The organism is Pseudarthrobacter sp. NIBRBAC000502770 (genome assembly GCF_006517815.1).
GTDB classification, from domain to species: Bacteria; Actinomycetota; Actinomycetes; order Actinomycetales; family Micrococcaceae; genus Arthrobacter; species Arthrobacter niigatensis.
In genome coordinates, this window is sequence record NZ_CP041198.1 from 1,442,968 (window position 1) to 1,458,041 (window position 15,074).

The window sequence follows — 15,074 nt, forward strand, 5'->3', positions numbered from 1 at the left end:
GGAGACTACCTCCCGGAGCGGGACTCCCAAGGGGTAGGGTGTGCCGTAGCCGACGAAGGAGCCATGATGAGCTACAAATATCGAACTGTGCGGGTTCGCGGTACCGAGATGGTTGGAACCATTGCAAGGAAGCACGGGGGTGCGGCTGAAATCTACGAAACGTCCAAAGACTTGAGCACATCAGTAGTTCCGGTGTTTTTCGAGGCAACGGGCGAGATCCGTTTCTTTGACAGGTCAGTACTGGAGGACGTGGTGGCACCGTCCACATAGCCCTCCGGCAGGGTCCGTAGCGAAGCTGCCCCGCGTTGGCCGCCTGGTGTCAAAGACCTATTTACTACCCTCCTGGAGGTCCCATTCCCTCAGCAAGCTTTCCCGGGCAAGGGCGTAGCGGCCGGTCTTGAAGTAGTTTCCGTGCGTGGCCACCAGTGCCTGATACGAGTCGGGCTCTATCTCGAGGGCAACGCCGTCCAGCGCGTTCGCTTCCGGGGTGTCGTGCGGATAGGCGTAGACGGGGAAGCCGAGGTAGTCCGTCCGTCGCCATACATTCAGCCACACTCCAGGACCGGTTGCGCCGCCGCCCAGGAGGCCCGCGAGTTGGCCATCGGACGGGACGGGCGGCGTTGGGAGAAAACGGCCCTTCCACGGATCGCTCCGGAAATATCGTGGTCCCTGTACACCCGGAGTCCCAAGGACGGCCGGTCCCCACAGGTCGGGGAAGAATCTGCCGAAATATGGGCGCAGCTGGACACCGAAAGTGAGCAATCTGATCCTGGACAAAAGGTCGCTGACCCTGTCCTTGGCCGCGTCGGCATCCGTGCCCCTTGGCCCGGCCTCGAGCTCCCTGTGCTGGGCCATGGCGGCCAGGTGATATATCGCGGCTATGCCCAGGACGGCTCCCAGGCTGTGCGTAGCCAAAAGAATGCGGCGCGAGGGCTGCACTTGATCGAGCACTGCCGGGTCGTCCACCTTCTTCTGGTCGGTGAGCCATTGGAGCATCCGGTTGGCAAGTTCGGGCACCACTCGTTCGGAGTAGCAAGCGGGGCCAAAAGGGTGGCCGGCCCTTGGCAGCCAAGCCACCAGATCCCAAAGCAGCCCGAGCGGCCTGCCTGTTCCCACGACGGCGCTCGAAATTGCGACCCCTACTATCAACACCCCCGCGGCTGTCAGGGCGCTCGTGGCCACCCAAGTGCCGGCCGGGGAGACTGCGTTCCAGAACCACAGGCGCCGGAGCCACTCATGGCCTGTGCCGTTCTCATGGAGGATGGTCAACGCAAGGACCAGGAGGACGCCCGCCAGGGTGGCCCCTGCTGCCAGCTCTACCACCCGCTCACCGCGTTGCAGCAGGGCGCTTCTGCGGCGGACGGCCATTATTTCTGACGTGTAGGGCAATTCGCTGTCAGCGATCGGAGGAGTGGTGATTCCTTCACCGATCCAGAGGCTGCCCAGCATGAGCGTGCCCAGGATGACCACGGCTGCAAGGACCAGGAGCACCATGACTCCACCCGCTGCCCAATAAAGGAAGGGGATTGAAATGGCAGACGCATCGTCGTTGAGCAGGGTGCGGAAGAGAGGATGGGTGCTGTCCCGTTGCCAAAGGAGGGCGCCGGCCTGCAGCCAGTTGCCGACACCCACGACGATGGCGCTCGAGTAGAAGGCCGCGAGCAGAAGGCTGAGGTACATTATTACGCCGGGAGCCAGGCCATGCCATGCTTCTGCCTGCCGACCCAGCGGCCGCACCGGCGCCCTGTCACGCTGGTTCATGAGGGATACCGCCACAGCCAGCAGGCAGGCCGCGCATATTCCGAAGGCAGCGCTTACGGACATTGGTGCAAAATTCCACTGGCCAATAATGATGAGCATGCCGATGAGGGCAATACACCACAACAGGGTTCCCCAGACGACGGCGGCATTCGGGGCCAGGCGCATAAGGAATCCCGAGGTCGCGAGTATCGCCAGGAGGGCAACGAGCACTGTCGGCACCAGCTGGGCCACCGTGAAGGGGGCTGCCTGCCCGGCAGTGGTAGCGCGGCAGACCACTACCACCGTGCAAAGGTAGACGGCGAAGCTGGAAAGAAGAAGGATCATGGCCCAGGCCATGCGGGAAAACCCGACTCCAAGGGGTGCACGGACGCTCTCTGACCCCCAGTACATGACGGAGCCGGCTACGACTACAAGGAGCAGGCACGTAACCGCCACTAAAGTCGTGGCAATGCCGGCGTCGTCCTTCGACGCCTCCCTGAGATCGGCGGCGAGAAGGAAGGTCACGAGCAGGGCGCTGGCGGCAATGTGTGCCACTCCCGTCGGCGAGTTGACGCGCCGGATCCACAACCGCGGTGCAGCGAGGACCGGCGTGCGCCGCAGCCCGTTTTCCATCGTGCGGCGTTCCCGCTTCTTTGGAACAGGAGAATGGCCCTGGACTCGCTTTTGATCCGTAAACCGGGTCCGAAAACGAACATCACTGGACAGGCTGATGGCGGCCAGGAGTGCAATGGCGACGATCGGAAAAGTTGACACGGCTGCAAGACGTTGTCCCCGCGTCAAGCTCCTAAGACCATCGAACCAGTGCGGCATGGCATCGCACATCTGCAGGTGCCCGTCCGCGGTAACGCGAAAGCACTGAACGGCGATGAAGTCCATGGCAGCCGTGGCGATGGCCGTTGCCAGCAAGAGCGTCAGCAGCAGACTGAACAGACGTACGAGTGCCGCACCTGTTCCGGGGTCGACTCCGTCGCCGCGTCTATCATCGGCTTTGAGAACACGTGCCCAGTAGGCGGCGTTTGCGAAACCGAAGGGGGCAATCAAAAACCATCCAACGTTATAAAGTGCCCGGACGCTCTTACCAAGAAACCCGTTCGGCGCGAAGCGGTCCAGCTTGCCCCAACTGTATGCCTCAAGCCGTGTTCTCGAATCCGGCGACGAGGACGCATCTGCGGGGGACTGCCTCACCTTGTAAAATCCGGCCAACTTGTCAACGAGCCTGATTCCGTCGTGGTCCGCCGGCCCTACGTCTGCAGGCTCGACTCCCAGCATCTCGTAAGGTGGGGTATTCCGGACTCCATGGACGCGAAGCTCGAGAATTTCCAGTGCTGAGGACATGGCCCCTCCCCGGTGACTGTCCCTGGCAACTCAGCTGACGCTGGTCGATGTGTGGGTGAGGGTGTCGTCAACAAAAGCGACTTTGGCTATGTATTGCTGATAGAGCCGGACGGCATCTTCGAGATGAAGACGGCCAAAAGCCAACGCTCCCGCGAGACCTTCCAATTCCGCATTGCACGCCTCCGCGGCACTGACACGGGAGGCGAGCTCATGGGAGTTGGACAGACCCGTCGACACAGCCGCGGTCAGGGAACAAAGTACGGCGAGCAGGCAAAGGATGCGCCATACTGTCGAGTCGTCGTCCAGCGACAGCAGAGCCTGGACGCCCTCTGTGAACTTAGTACCCCCTGCAGCGGGCCCAACGGTCAGTGCTGCGGCCAGGGCGCTCCCTATGACACTCATGTTGATCAGCCTGTTCCTCCGGGGCCGGGCCTGACGCAGAAAGGTTCTGATATCCGCGCGGCGCTGTTCAATGAGCTCGGAAAGCTGCTGACGGGTTGCTGGGTCTTCCTTCATGGCATCCTCCGCACCGACCTTGGAATGAGCGAACCTATTTTGGCAATACCGCAGAATCGTGTGCACGTTGGGAAAGCGGGGTTGCTGCTGCGATCAGGACACCAGGATCTGTACACTTTGGCTCCTCAGTGAGCCCGGACTTTGACTGCGTCCCATGCAGATGAAACGGCGTTTGCTTCTTGACTTGCTGTTCCGTAGCGGGATCGCGCGGACCTGAGGGTGAGGCCAGCGAACGAGCTGAAGGTTGCATTGGGCCGTAGCCTGGGATCAGCCAGGGTGTCGTACCAGATCTGTCCGGGCGCTTCCCATGCGTTGCCTCCAATCCCGGTGGCCACGAGATAGAACGCGCGGTTCGGGATTCCGGAGTTGGTGTGGACGCCACCATTGTCGGTGGTCGTCCGGACGTAGCCGTCCATCGTGGCAGGCTGGTGGTCGTACTGGTTGGCGGTACCGGGAGCCTTCATGGAACGGAGGGCGGGGGACAGCAGCGGACCGACGATATCAGCGCCGATAAGCCAGTCCGCTTGTTGGGCGGACTGGCCGAGGTGATACTGCTTGACCAGGACGCCGAAAACATCCGAGCACGATTCGTTCAGTGCACCGGACTGGCCGGAGTAGGTCAGGTTTGCTTCGTGTTGGGTCACGCCGTGGGTGAGCTCATGCCCGACCACGTCGGTGCCTTTGGTGGTGTCTGTAAGCGTCTTGCCGTCGCCGTCGCCGAAAAACATGTGGCCGGCTCCGTCGTAAAAGGCGTTGTCGTAGTTCGTGCCGAAGTGAACCAATCCCTCCAGCGGCATGCCTTGGTCATCGATCGAGTCCCTGTGGAAGATGTCCCAGTAGAGGGCGTACGTGTAACCGAAATTGTCATAGGCCTGGTTCACGGAATGGTCGGCGTCCGGTGGATCTCCTTCGGAGCGCACGAGCCTCCCCGGAACCTGGTCACTGGAATGTGCCTGGTCGTAGATTCTGCGGGTGGGGGCACCCCCCGCCGTCGTGCGCCCAACCGCCGTGGGGTGCTGGAGGGTGCGGGCTGCGATCTCGGCCCTGGCGACCCGAAGTCCTTGATCGATGGCCAGCGTAGACAATAGCGAGTCCCTGTGGGCAGCGTCCGCGCCGCGGGCCAGTTCGATCAGTAGGTCCGGGGGAAGGATGCAGGCAAGGGAGTGGCGGCTCGCGGCACGTGGCGATCCCTGCGCTGTGCGTGCGGACATGATGATCTCCTTACTGACGGTTTCTTGGCACCTGAGGTTCCCGGAGCCGGCGCCTGGATGGGAGGACCAGCTGGGCTAGGGCGTGACGGATGAGAACACGGCGTCGGTCCGGTTGGATGTATTCGCGTCATTGGCCCGTATGGACAGTGACACACATGATGAGCCCGCGGTTGCCAGCCCGGCGTAGTCGCCAATGAAGAACCCGCGGGCGGAGGGTGCCGTCATCATGTCGGACGGGCCGTGCACATGCGTATCGCCGCCGAGCGCAAGAGTGCCCACTGTGGAGGACCTGAACCAGTAGTCCGTGGGAAGGCTGGATGTGTTTCCCGCGGCTAGGTTGCGGAAGTCATAGTAGGCAATTCCAACTTTGCCGCCAGCAACGCGGACGCTCGGGGTGAAGGCGGGGACTCCCCGTGGAGAGTTGGCTTGTGTGGGCGCGCTCCAGGTCCGGCCGCCGTCGGTCGACGTGGAGATCGCGACTTCGTCGTAGTGGCCGCCGTTGAACCGGGAGTCTTGCCACACGACATAGAGCTGGCCGGTGGCCGGGTCGACAGCGGGCTCTGGGATTATGTCTCCGGTCCGAACGGCCGCGCCGGTGTTGGGGTCGGTAACACCCGCTGTGTTGAGCTTTGCGATGACTTGCGGTGCCGTCCAGCTCGCGCCACCGTCTACGGACGTGGTGAAGGCCACGTTGAGCCCGTGCAGCTGGTCCACACCGTTAGCGCCTGTGCCCAGGATGAGGTCAAAGAAGTTGTAAAGCGTTCCACTCGGTCCAACAACTATTTGGTTACCGATGGTCTGCTGCTTGTTGGTCGTGGGCACGATGACCTTCGGGGTACTCCACGTGACGCCTGAGTCCGTCGTTTTAGAGAAGAACGTCGGTCCTGTGAAGGCGGACGCATGGGCCGTGCTTCGCGGGTTATCGTTCGGTGAAACGAGTCGGTCCCACACCGCGTAGGCGGTGCCCGCAACCAAGGGGTCAGCAGTGACGGACTCCTTGTCATTGAAGAACTGGGGCGATCCGAGGTCTTCAATCAGGGTCTTCGGCGCAGTCCACGTTGCTCCGCCGTTGCGTGACGTAGAAGCGAGGACCGCGTTGTCGTAACCGACACCTTGGAACGAGATTGATACCGAGTACGCCGTACCATCCGGGCCTATAGAGACCCAAGGATCCGACGCCCGGTCGTAGCGGGAAGGGCCGCCCGGGGCACACGCGGAGAACGGCTGGGCGGTCTCTTTCCAGGTGGTTCCGCCGTTCGTCGAGTAGCCGGCCACGAGCCCGCGGGCGCCGCCGTCAGACCATCTGTCCTGCTGCCACACGCCGATGACCTTGTTAGGGTGGGCCGGATCGACAGATACCCACGGCTCCACCTCGGCGTTCAGGTAGTTCACGGCGCCGGGAGCGGAGCCTAACCCGCAGGCCGAGAACGGACTGGCCCCACTTGCCACGGACAGCGGGCTGGCTGTCGTGGCAGAGGCGCCGGACATGTTGAGCATGAGGGCGGCCGGAAATATAGCGGTCAGCGCGGCCCGACGTAAGCGTTTGGCAGTCATTGGTTTCTCCTCAATGTGGGTGGGCCATGGAGAACGATCCCCTATGCACCGGTGAAATAGGGGATCTCCGGTTCACATGCACGAACGTTGACAGCAGCGGCAGGGCCGCTCGCGTGCGGTTGGCGCCTCGTGTTGCTGCTGTGCGCGTGGGGCTCCATGCGGGCCTGCCAGCGGCTGAACTCCGGGGTACGTTCCGGGAATCCCTGGAGGACGCGGAGAACAGGTCCGCTGACAGGCGGGTGTCCTGGTAATTTCTTCCCGGCGGAAGGTCGGAGTACCTGTTCTCTTGTGCATCCATCGTTTTCCCCGCTCCGGGGCTCATTGTTAGGCTGCAGCTGCGGGGGACGGTCTTTACCTATGGTGAGGACCATCGGCGGGCATGATTTCTACTGACGGAACTTTAGGTTCGGGAGAGCCTTTCAAGCTAGTGCCCTTTGGCCCTGTTCAAGAACGGGGGTCAACCACATGGCCGGATACCCAACCCAGTGACCGCTGCCCGGACGATCAGCTGTAGGGGGCTACGGCCGATCCGAAGCCCATCGAGAGGCACCGGCCCGGGACCGCGCCGGCGAGTGCCAAGGCGGGCTCATCATGGGACTGCTTCCCTCCAGTCCGGTGTCGAACGGGACCTACCCGACGCGGATCAGCGCCAGCCGAGTTGTGGAGCCACGTCCTTCAGGATCGACTCCATGACGTGGGCGTTGTAGTCCACACCAAGCTGGTTGGGGACAGTGAGGAGCAGGGTGTCCGCCGCGGCGATGGCCTCGTCTTTGGCCAACATGGCGGCCAGCTCGTCAGGGGCGCCAGCGTAGGAGCGGCCAAAGATTGCCCGGGTCTTCTCGTCAATGTTCCCGATCTGGTCGGAGCTTTGACGGTCACGGCCAAAGTATCGCCAGTCGAGGTCGTTCGTCAGGGCGAAGATGCTGCGGCTGACTGAGACGCGCGGTTCCCGTTCGTGCCCGGCCTCCTTCCAGGCCTGCCGGTACAGTTCGATCTGCTCGGCCTGCTGGACATGGAAGGGCTTGCCGCTCTCGTCGTCTTTGAGCGTGGAACTCTGCAGGTTCATGCCCAGCTTCGCGGCCCACACCGCCGTTGCGTTCGAGCCGGAACCCCACCAGATACGGTCCCGCAGTCCCTCCGAGTAGGGCTCAATGCGCAGCAACCCAGGAGGATTGGGGAACATCGGGCGGGGGCTCGGCGCCGCGAAGCCCTTCCCGGTGAGAACCTCGAGCAGGCGCTCAGTATGCCGGCGGCCCATGTCCGCGTCCGATTCCCCTTCCTTCGGGGCGAAACCGAAGTAGCGCCACCCATCGATGACCTGCTCGGGTGAACCTCGGCTGATGCCAAGCTGCAACCGGCCGCCGGAAATCAGGTCGGCCGCGCCCGCGTCCTCCGCCATGTAGAGCGGATTCTCGTAACGCATGTCGATCACGCCGGTACCAATGTCAATGCGGTTTGTGCGTGCCCCGATCGCGGCCAGCAGTGGGAACGGGGAAGCATACTGCTGGGCGAAGTGGTGGACACGGAAGTACGCGCCGTCCGCTCCCAGTTCCTCTGCCGCGACGGCCAAGTCGATGGCCTGCAATAACGCGTCCGACGCGCTGCGTGTGCCGGACTCCGGGTGGTCGGTCCAATGGCCAAAGGACAAGAATCCGATACTCTTCACACCGAAAGCCAACATAGTGGTGCACGATCCTATTCCGCCGGGCACCGGCGGCCACACAGATCCTGGCTCATCCCGTCACCCGTACTCCGCCGACCGCGCCTGTCCACGGCGTATCTGCGGGCCCCGGCAAGGACAGGTGCGCGGAGACATAGCCTTCCTGGAGCGTGATCACCTGTGACGTTGCCCCCGGGCAGTCCACAGTGAGCTCGACGGGCCAGAGGGTGACCTTGGGATTCTCCTGCCGGATGAAGATCTTGGCGTTGGACCCCCCAATGCAGGCTGCCGTCACCATGTATCGGCCAGCCGCAGGCACCTCCTCGGTTGTGCCAAAACCCCTGGCCGGGCCGTCAAGTGGCCCTTCCTGAAAGAGCAGGACCGGCCCGGGCACCGACTTAAGGAGTCCGTCCAGCTCCTGGTAGTTCCGCACCTCCCGTTCAAGGACCAGCGGGTTCGGCGTTGGGGTGGCGGCCTGCGTTCCCCCAAGGAGTCCGGGTACGGGGGTACCGGGTTCGGCGGGCGTCCTGTTGGCCTGGTCCGGGTAGTCATAGGCACACCCCGCCGCTGCTGCCAGTGGGACCAGCAGGCACAGGGATAGAACCAGTCGATGCCGGACGGCGTTCGTGGCCACAATTCCATGGTGGTCGTGGCCGCCGCCTGGGGCAACCATGCCGGATGGAACCGGCAGTCCAAAAAATGCTACTCAACTACTAATTATGTACAGCGGTTCTCCAGGTATTCGCATGCACGTCGCTTGCCGTTCAGTCCGCATGGTGAGACTCGGGCGGTGACTCCACCATGTAAGGCCCACGAGGCTGAAAGTGTTTTCCTGTCCCCTTCCCGCCGCGGATTCCTTGCCGCTGCGCTGGCCGGTGCCGCCGTGACCCTGGCACCCCTATCCTTTGCCGCGGCCGATACCGGCACCAGCAGGACCAAGACGATCACCGGGCACCTCGATCCGGGTGCCGCTGATTTCGTGTACCTGCCGGTTGAGGTACCCGCCGGCGTGAACAAGATCAGCGTTTCGTACAGCTACAGCAAACCCTCGGTTACTCCGGGACTCCTGTCCAACGCCTGCGACATCGGAATCTTCGACGAAAAGGGCACCGACCTTGCCGGAAGGGGATTCCGCGGCTGGTCAGGCGGCTTCCGTACCGAGTTCTTCATCAGCGCTGCCGAAGCCACCCCAGGGTATCTGCCTGGACCCGTGGGCAAAGGCACCTGGAATATCGCGCTTGGCCCCTACCAGGTGGCCGAACAGGGCATGGACTACACCGTCAACGTCACCCTCGACTACGGCCCTGACGGCACCCCTTTCCGTCCCCAGTACCCGGCCAGGCAGGTAAACGGACGCGGCCCGGGTTGGTACCGCGGAGACGCCCATCTGCACACCGTCTACTCCGATGGCAAGCGCACCCCGGCGGAAGTTGCTGCCGGAGCGAGGGCAGCGAAACTCGACTTCATGATCAGCACCGACCACAACACGCCTGCTTCCCACGGAGCCTGGGGACCCCTGGCCGGCGACGACCTGCTCATCCTCACCGGCGAGGAAGTCACCACGCGCAACGGCCACTACCTCGCGCTGGGCATCGAACCAGGGGACTGGATCGACTGGCGCTACCGCGCCCGTGACAAAGGCTTCGAGCAGGAGGCCCAGCACATCCACGCCTCCGGCGGCTTGGTAGTCCCCGCGCACCCGTATTGCCCCTATGTCGCCTGCCGCTGGAAGTTCGGCTACGACGATGCGGACGCCGTCGAAGTCTGGACCGGCCCGTGGACTGTGGACGACGAATATGCCATCAACACGTGGGACTCCATGCTCGCCCATTCGGTGCGCACCGGCGGACGCTGGGTCCCGGCCATGGGCAACAGCGACGCGCACAGCGAGCCGCAGGTCATCGGCCTGCCACACAACGTGGTCAACGCCCAGGCCCTTTCCCACGATGCCATCCTTGACGGCATCCGCAACGGGCACAGCTGGGTTGCAGAGTCCGCCAACATCTCCCTGGACTTTGGCGTTTCCGCGGGAGGCCGTAAGGCAGGCATAGGGGAGAGGCTCGACGTTAGTGCCGATGCGCCCGTGACGGTCCGTGTGAATGTCAGCGGAGTCCCTAATGGCGTCATCCGGATCATCACCGACGAGGGACAGACGCAGCAAGTGGCGCTCCCGGCCTCCGGCCAGGGCACCCACACCTGGGTCACTACCGCGCAGCTTTCCGCTTATGTCAGGGCAGAAGTGCGCCACCCGATGGCTGACGGAACCGCCAGCAACGGCACCAACATGGGCGCGGCACTCTTGCTGGGCCCCATGGCTGCGTTGACCAATCCGATCTTCCTCGGGTCCAAATAACCTTGACGGAGCAGGTGCACCCGCAAAGGGTCGCTACGTCCTGACTGGCGCCATGCCAGCGGGTCTGGCCTGGGCAGTTTCAGGACTGCGTCCGGCGTGGGCTGATCTCCGCCGTCGGGCTTTTGCAAGGGACACCAACAACGTCAGTATGGTGCCCGTCCAAGCAAACCAGGTGAGGAACACCAGACCGATTGCCACTAAGGGGTGCATGGCCACAGCTTAGGACGGCACGACGGGGAGACGTGGGTGAAACTCCGCACCGCTTGGGCGGGAATTCTTCCGGCGCACGGTCACGGCGACTTCCCGTACCTTTGGTGTTCATGCCGCCAGTTGGGGCTGAAGGTGTCGATCAACGGGCCCTGAGCGCCACAGTCCGGGCATGATGGAAGGCGGCCAGTGCCACGGCGCTGGCCGCCAACCGAAGGCTATGGATTCGGTACCACCGCGCCAGCAAGGGACCACGCTGGTCGTCTGGGAGCGGATGGGGGCTGAAAAACAGCCGGGGATTGAGATACCGAAGGATGTAGGCGGTTGCGGCCGCGCCTGCCGCGGAACTCGCCGCGCCCACGATCAGTGACACTCTGGCGGACGGGCGGTCCCACCCCACGATGAGTGCGCCGATGGCCGCAGGTGCATTGAGCGGCGCAACCGGTGCGTAATACCGGCCCGGGCTGCCTGCCCCGAAAGGGGAGCGGGAGAGCTCGCTGCTGGCCTCGGCACCGGCCACGCGATGGGGAACCTTGACGAGAAGCTCATAGAGGTTGCCGAAGAACCAGTGCGCATGGGTGAATTCAGCAACATTCATGAGCCGCCCGGCGAGTACGCCGCGGCGAAAATTGAGGGTCTCTCCCATGTGCACAATGTACGCTCCGAGGGGCGCCGCCGGAATGGAAGTTGGGCCCTTTGGGAGAACGGACGACGCCGGGCGGCGGCAGTGCGCGAAGCTCGCCTCGGGGGATCGCCTACTGCGTCTCAAGGCCCGGCTGCAGGGCGTGCGCCCTCAGTGCAGGTGGCGCTCCCAGTCCGGGGGCACCCGTCCTGCCGGTCCCGGGACGGGTTGGCTGAGCGGACGGTGCTGGGGCGGCGCGAGCACCGTCCCTTCGTAGTATTCCTCCGTGGCGTAGTTCCAAAACCAGTCCTCGCCGGGTTCGAAGGAACGGACAAAAGGATGGCCGGTGCCGGCCGCGTGTGCGCTCGCATGCTGGGCTGGCGAGGAGTCACAGCATCCGATGTGGCCGCACTGGGCGCACCGGCGCAGATGGAACCACCACCCGCCTTGGTTCTCGCACTCTGCACAGCCCGTACCGCTGGGCCGCGCGGAAGGATTGATTCCTGGGGGAAGGCTCATCTGATGGGTTCCTTTGCGTGGAGCATGCCTGAAACGGATGCATCCCCTGCAGGATAAGTCACTGCGGGCCCCGCCTGAAGCGACACTGTCAGACGTGAAAATCCGTGGGCCGACACCCGTGCGTGGTCCTGTGATCTTCATGCTCCTTCCGACTACTGGCCCTTCCGGGTGCAGGCGGGAACCGTCACCGGCCCGGCGGCATCGTGTCGGACTGCCTCCGTAACGCGGCCCACGCCTGGAAGCCACCGACCAGGTCGGTCGCCCGGGTCAGCCCCAGCCGTTGCAGGGTATGCGCAGCGAGGCTGGAACTGTACCCCTCATTGCACACCACCACGATCCTCCGCGTGAAGTCGTCAGCGCCGGGGATCCGGTGGGGGCTGGAAGGGTCGAGCCGCCACTCGAGCACGTTCCGGTCAATGACGATTGCTCCGGGAAGCGCCCCATCACGGTCCCGCTGATCGGCCGGCCTGGTGTCGACAACAAGGGCACCCGCCGCCATTTCCAGTTCAAGATCGGCAGGATGAACACGATCAAGTCCCATCCGGCTCTCAATGAGTAACTGGTCGATCGTAAGACCCCCGGTGGGACCGATCGGAGTTTCGTTGGAGACAGGACACTGTTCCACCATCAAGTACCTCGCCTTTCATGCGTCGGGCGCCGTTTCCGTCGGCGTCTTCAGATTATGGACGGAGCAGCGGCACAGCCGCCCCGCCACGCCATGGGACCACGCTCAGTGCAGGCAGGCAGTGGTGCGTCCAGTGCCGTGACCAAGGCCTCTACGACGGCGTTCCCCTGTGTGCCAAACTGCGCTTTATGCCGTACTTCCTGGAGTACGTGACCAGCCATACTGTCAGTCGAGCTGCCATCAATGGCAGCACGCTGCATGAAGCCCTGGTGCACGCCCAGAAGGCTTTGATGGGTCTGCCCTGCATCATTGCGGTCCTGCGCCATGCGTCTGCTGACAGCCGCGTGTTTGGGGAGGGAGCGGCGTTGGCCGGCTTCACGGCTGCCCAGGGCTGGAGGATCCAGGTGCGGAGCAGGCCGCAGCTGATGCCGGATCAGGAAGGTCCGGGGGATTAGTTGTTTCCGTGGACCCAACTGGCTGTGGGGGTGGCGGAGCGCGGTACCGGAAATTAGGCTCGGCTCACGTGGGGAAATCCAGTTCTTCGAAAGGAAACGACCATGACAGTGCCGCATATCCCGCTCCGCCTGGTGACGGGGGCCTTCGCCGCAGCCTTGGTCTTGGACCGGAAGCCAGGGGACGCACGTTGCAGCTGAAATTCACCACAACCCTCCGGGGGACCGGCGGCAAAGTGGGCATCGAGGTCCCGGAGGAAATCGTCGAAGCACTTAACGCGGGCAGGCGGCCGCCAGTGGTTGTGACCATCAACGGAAAAAGCTACCGCAGCACCATCGCGGTCATGGGCGGCCAGAACATGATCGGGCTCAGCGCTGCCAACCGGGAGCTAACCGGGACCTCTGCCGGGGACACAGTGGAGGTGGCCTTAGGGCTGGACACGCAGCCACGGAGCGTTGATGTTCCCCCCGACCTTGCCGAAGCACTTGAGGCCGAACCTGCGGCACATGCCTTCTACCAAACGCTCAGTTACAGCACCCAACGCCGCTACGTTGAGCCTGTTGCCGAGTCGAAGACTCCGGAAACCCGGTCACGCCGGATTGCCAAAGTGGTGAGTGACCTCAAGGCCGGCAAGAAGTAGACAAGGGCATCATCCTGGACAAAGGCAGCGGCCTTGGCTGCCCGGAGGGGCCGGGAAGCCAAGGCCGCTTCCGTGGACTAGCTAGTTTTTTCCCGCATGGCTCCGCCGGGATTCCTGCGCATCCACCTCTCCGCCTGCCACTGGCCTGTCACCGCCTCGGCGAAGGCTCAGCATTACAAGTCCGGCGGCGAGCAGGCAACATGCCAGGAAAATGGACGTGGCCAGGAAGCTGCCGTGCGTCACGTCCTGCAGATACCCGCCCACGTAGGGCCCCACGAATCCGCCGAGGTTGCCTACTGCGTTGATCAGTCCCATGGCGGTGCCGGCCACCGCCACCGGCATGGCGCGGGATGCGGAAGCCCAGAACGGCCCGTCATAGGCCAAGGCTCCGGCGACGGCGATGCTGATGAGGGTGACCGCGAGGAACGGAAGGTTGTCCCCGGTTGCCACCGAGATGACCAGGGCAACAGCGCCGATGGCCATGGACAACAGCACGTGGGTGGAGTAGCGGCCCGATCGGTCGGCGGCCTTGGCGTTGTACCAGAGGCCGAACATGGCCAGCACGTACGGTATGGCCGTGACCAGGCCTACCTCCAGGGAAGAACCGGAGGTGATCGTCTTGATGACATGCGGGAGCCAGATGTTGATGCCGTAGAACCCGATCTGGATGAGGAAATAGACCAGGGTCAGCCGCCACACCACTGCGTTGGACAGGACGTGCCGCAGGCCGAGTTTTTCCTGCTGGGGATGGGCCGCGGCATCAGCAGCAAGGCCCTGTTCGATGTACTCACGCTCCTGCTCGGAGCACCATTTGGCGTCGCGCGGGTGGTCGGCGATCAGGGCCCACCACAACGGCGCGGCGATGACGAACGGGAAGATTCCCTCGATGATGAACAGCCACCGCCAGTCCGAGAAGGACAGTATCCACCCGGACAGCGGGGCCGTGATGATTGACGCAATGGCGATGTTCATCATCCAGAACGCATAGGCCCGGGCCCGTTCGGCAGCGGGGAACCAGTGGCTGATCAGGACTAGGATCGCCGGCCAGATCCCCGCCTCGGCCACGCCGAGGAAGAAGCGCACCACGAGCAACTGGGTGAAATCCTGGATGAATCCGGAGAGGACCGCCAGCACGCCCCAGACAAGCACCATGATGCCAACGAATTTCTTGGCGCTCCAGTGCTCGGCAAGGTGTCCGCCTGGTATCTGCAGGACGAGGTAGCCGATGAAGAAGATACCCGCAGCCAGCCCTTGTTGCGCGGCGTCGATGCCAAGGTCCTGATGCAGGCCGTTGAGGGCGAAGCCGATGTTGGTTCGGTCCATGAACGAGATGATGTACACGATGATTGCGACGGGAATCAGCCTCGTCCACCGGGCGTTTCCCACCGCAGTCGCTGACATGGCGTTGCGTGCCATCGGAATTGCTCCTTCGCAATATGGCTTATCAGATAGCACCCCAGCATGCTGACGCTCTCCCGCGGACCCGGACGGGCCTGCTTTCCGTGCAGGACGGAAGGAGCGGGACTTGTGCGGGGGCCGCCGCGGCGGTGGAATCCATCAGGTGTCCCGTCGCTCCTGGCCCCACGCGGAATATTCTTTTATTCAATAGCAACTTTTG

At 63.5% G+C, this 15,074-nt stretch carries 13 protein-coding genes; 3 read left to right on the forward strand and 10 right to left on the reverse strand.

Features of this window, described 5'->3' with window-relative positions:
- Positions 1 to 327 precede the first annotated feature (327 nt).
- From NIBR502770_RS07005 to NIBR502770_RS07030, 6 genes are all read right to left on the reverse strand, one after another.
- Positions 328 to 2,373 carry a hypothetical protein gene (locus tag NIBR502770_RS07005; protein WP_141181480.1) on the reverse strand — a complete coding sequence of 682 codons (2,046 nt, stop codon included), beginning with the start codon at positions 2,371 to 2,373 and terminating at the stop codon, positions 328 to 330.
- 753 nt (positions 2,374 to 3,126) lie between these two features.
- Entirely contained in the window at positions 3,127 to 3,612 is a 486-nt protein-coding gene (locus NIBR502770_RS07010) for a hypothetical protein (protein ID WP_141181481.1), read from the reverse strand.
- A gap of 125 nt (positions 3,613 to 3,737) precedes the next feature.
- Positions 3,738 to 4,823: a M4 family metallopeptidase gene (locus tag NIBR502770_RS07015; RefSeq protein WP_141181482.1), complete on the reverse strand. Its 1,086-nt coding sequence runs from the start codon at positions 4,821 to 4,823 to the stop codon at positions 3,738 to 3,740.
- A 75-nt stretch (positions 4,824 to 4,898) separates the two neighbouring features.
- Complete coding sequence (locus NIBR502770_RS07020) at positions 4,899 to 6,377, reverse strand: sialidase family protein (protein ID WP_168223139.1); 1,479 nt, start codon at positions 6,375 to 6,377, stop codon at positions 4,899 to 4,901.
- Positions 6,378 to 7,020: 643 nt separating this feature from the next.
- Positions 7,021 to 8,043 carry an LLM class flavin-dependent oxidoreductase gene (locus tag NIBR502770_RS07025; protein WP_141181483.1) on the reverse strand — a complete coding sequence of 341 codons (1,023 nt, stop codon included), beginning with the start codon at positions 8,041 to 8,043 and terminating at the stop codon, positions 7,021 to 7,023.
- 67 nt (positions 8,044 to 8,110) lie between these two features.
- Positions 8,111 to 8,671 (reverse strand): hypothetical protein, encoded by a 561-nt coding sequence (locus tag NIBR502770_RS07030; protein WP_246857437.1) that lies wholly within the window; start codon positions 8,669 to 8,671, stop codon positions 8,111 to 8,113.
- Positions 8,672 to 8,827: 156 nt separating this feature from the next.
- On the opposite strand from NIBR502770_RS07030, the gene NIBR502770_RS07035 reads away from it, so the two are divergent.
- The gene (locus NIBR502770_RS07035) at positions 8,828 to 10,390 is read left to right on the forward strand and encodes a CehA/McbA family metallohydrolase (protein WP_210418925.1); all 1,563 of its coding nucleotides are present in this window, start codon (positions 8,828 to 8,830) and stop codon (positions 10,388 to 10,390) included.
- 349 nt (positions 10,391 to 10,739) lie between these two features.
- On the opposite strand, the gene NIBR502770_RS07040 is transcribed toward NIBR502770_RS07035, so the two are convergent.
- From NIBR502770_RS07040 to NIBR502770_RS07050, 3 genes are all read right to left on the reverse strand, one after another.
- Positions 10,740 to 11,243 carry a DUF1772 domain-containing protein gene (locus NIBR502770_RS07040; RefSeq protein WP_141181485.1) on the reverse strand — a complete coding sequence of 168 codons (504 nt, stop codon included), beginning with the start codon at positions 11,241 to 11,243 and terminating at the stop codon, positions 10,740 to 10,742.
- A gap of 147 nt (positions 11,244 to 11,390) precedes the next feature.
- Entirely contained in the window at positions 11,391 to 11,879 is a 489-nt protein-coding gene (locus NIBR502770_RS07045; protein ID WP_371416501.1) for a UBP-type zinc finger domain-containing protein, read from the reverse strand.
- Between the two features lie 43 nt (positions 11,880 to 11,922).
- Positions 11,923 to 12,279: a rhodanese-like domain-containing protein gene (locus NIBR502770_RS07050; protein WP_246857438.1), complete on the reverse strand. Its 357-nt coding sequence runs from the start codon at positions 12,277 to 12,279 to the stop codon at positions 11,923 to 11,925.
- 272 nt (positions 12,280 to 12,551) lie between these two features.
- Here NIBR502770_RS07050 and NIBR502770_RS07055 point away from each other — a divergent pair, with 272 nt between their 5' ends.
- A complete protein-coding gene (locus tag NIBR502770_RS07055) occupies positions 12,552 to 12,818 on the forward strand; it encodes a hypothetical protein (RefSeq protein WP_141181487.1) in 267 nt (88 codons plus the stop codon).
- Positions 12,819 to 13,006: 188 nt separating this feature from the next.
- The gene (locus NIBR502770_RS07060; protein ID WP_370871410.1) at positions 13,007 to 13,456 is read left to right on the forward strand and encodes a YdeI/OmpD-associated family protein; all 450 of its coding nucleotides are present in this window, start codon (positions 13,007 to 13,009) and stop codon (positions 13,454 to 13,456) included.
- 81 nt (positions 13,457 to 13,537) lie between these two features.
- Here the strand turns inward: NIBR502770_RS07060 and NIBR502770_RS07065 are convergent, their stop codons facing one another.
- Entirely contained in the window at positions 13,538 to 14,872 is a 1,335-nt protein-coding gene (locus tag NIBR502770_RS07065) for an MFS transporter (RefSeq protein ID WP_141181488.1), read from the reverse strand.
- Positions 14,873 to 15,074 lie beyond the last annotated feature (202 nt).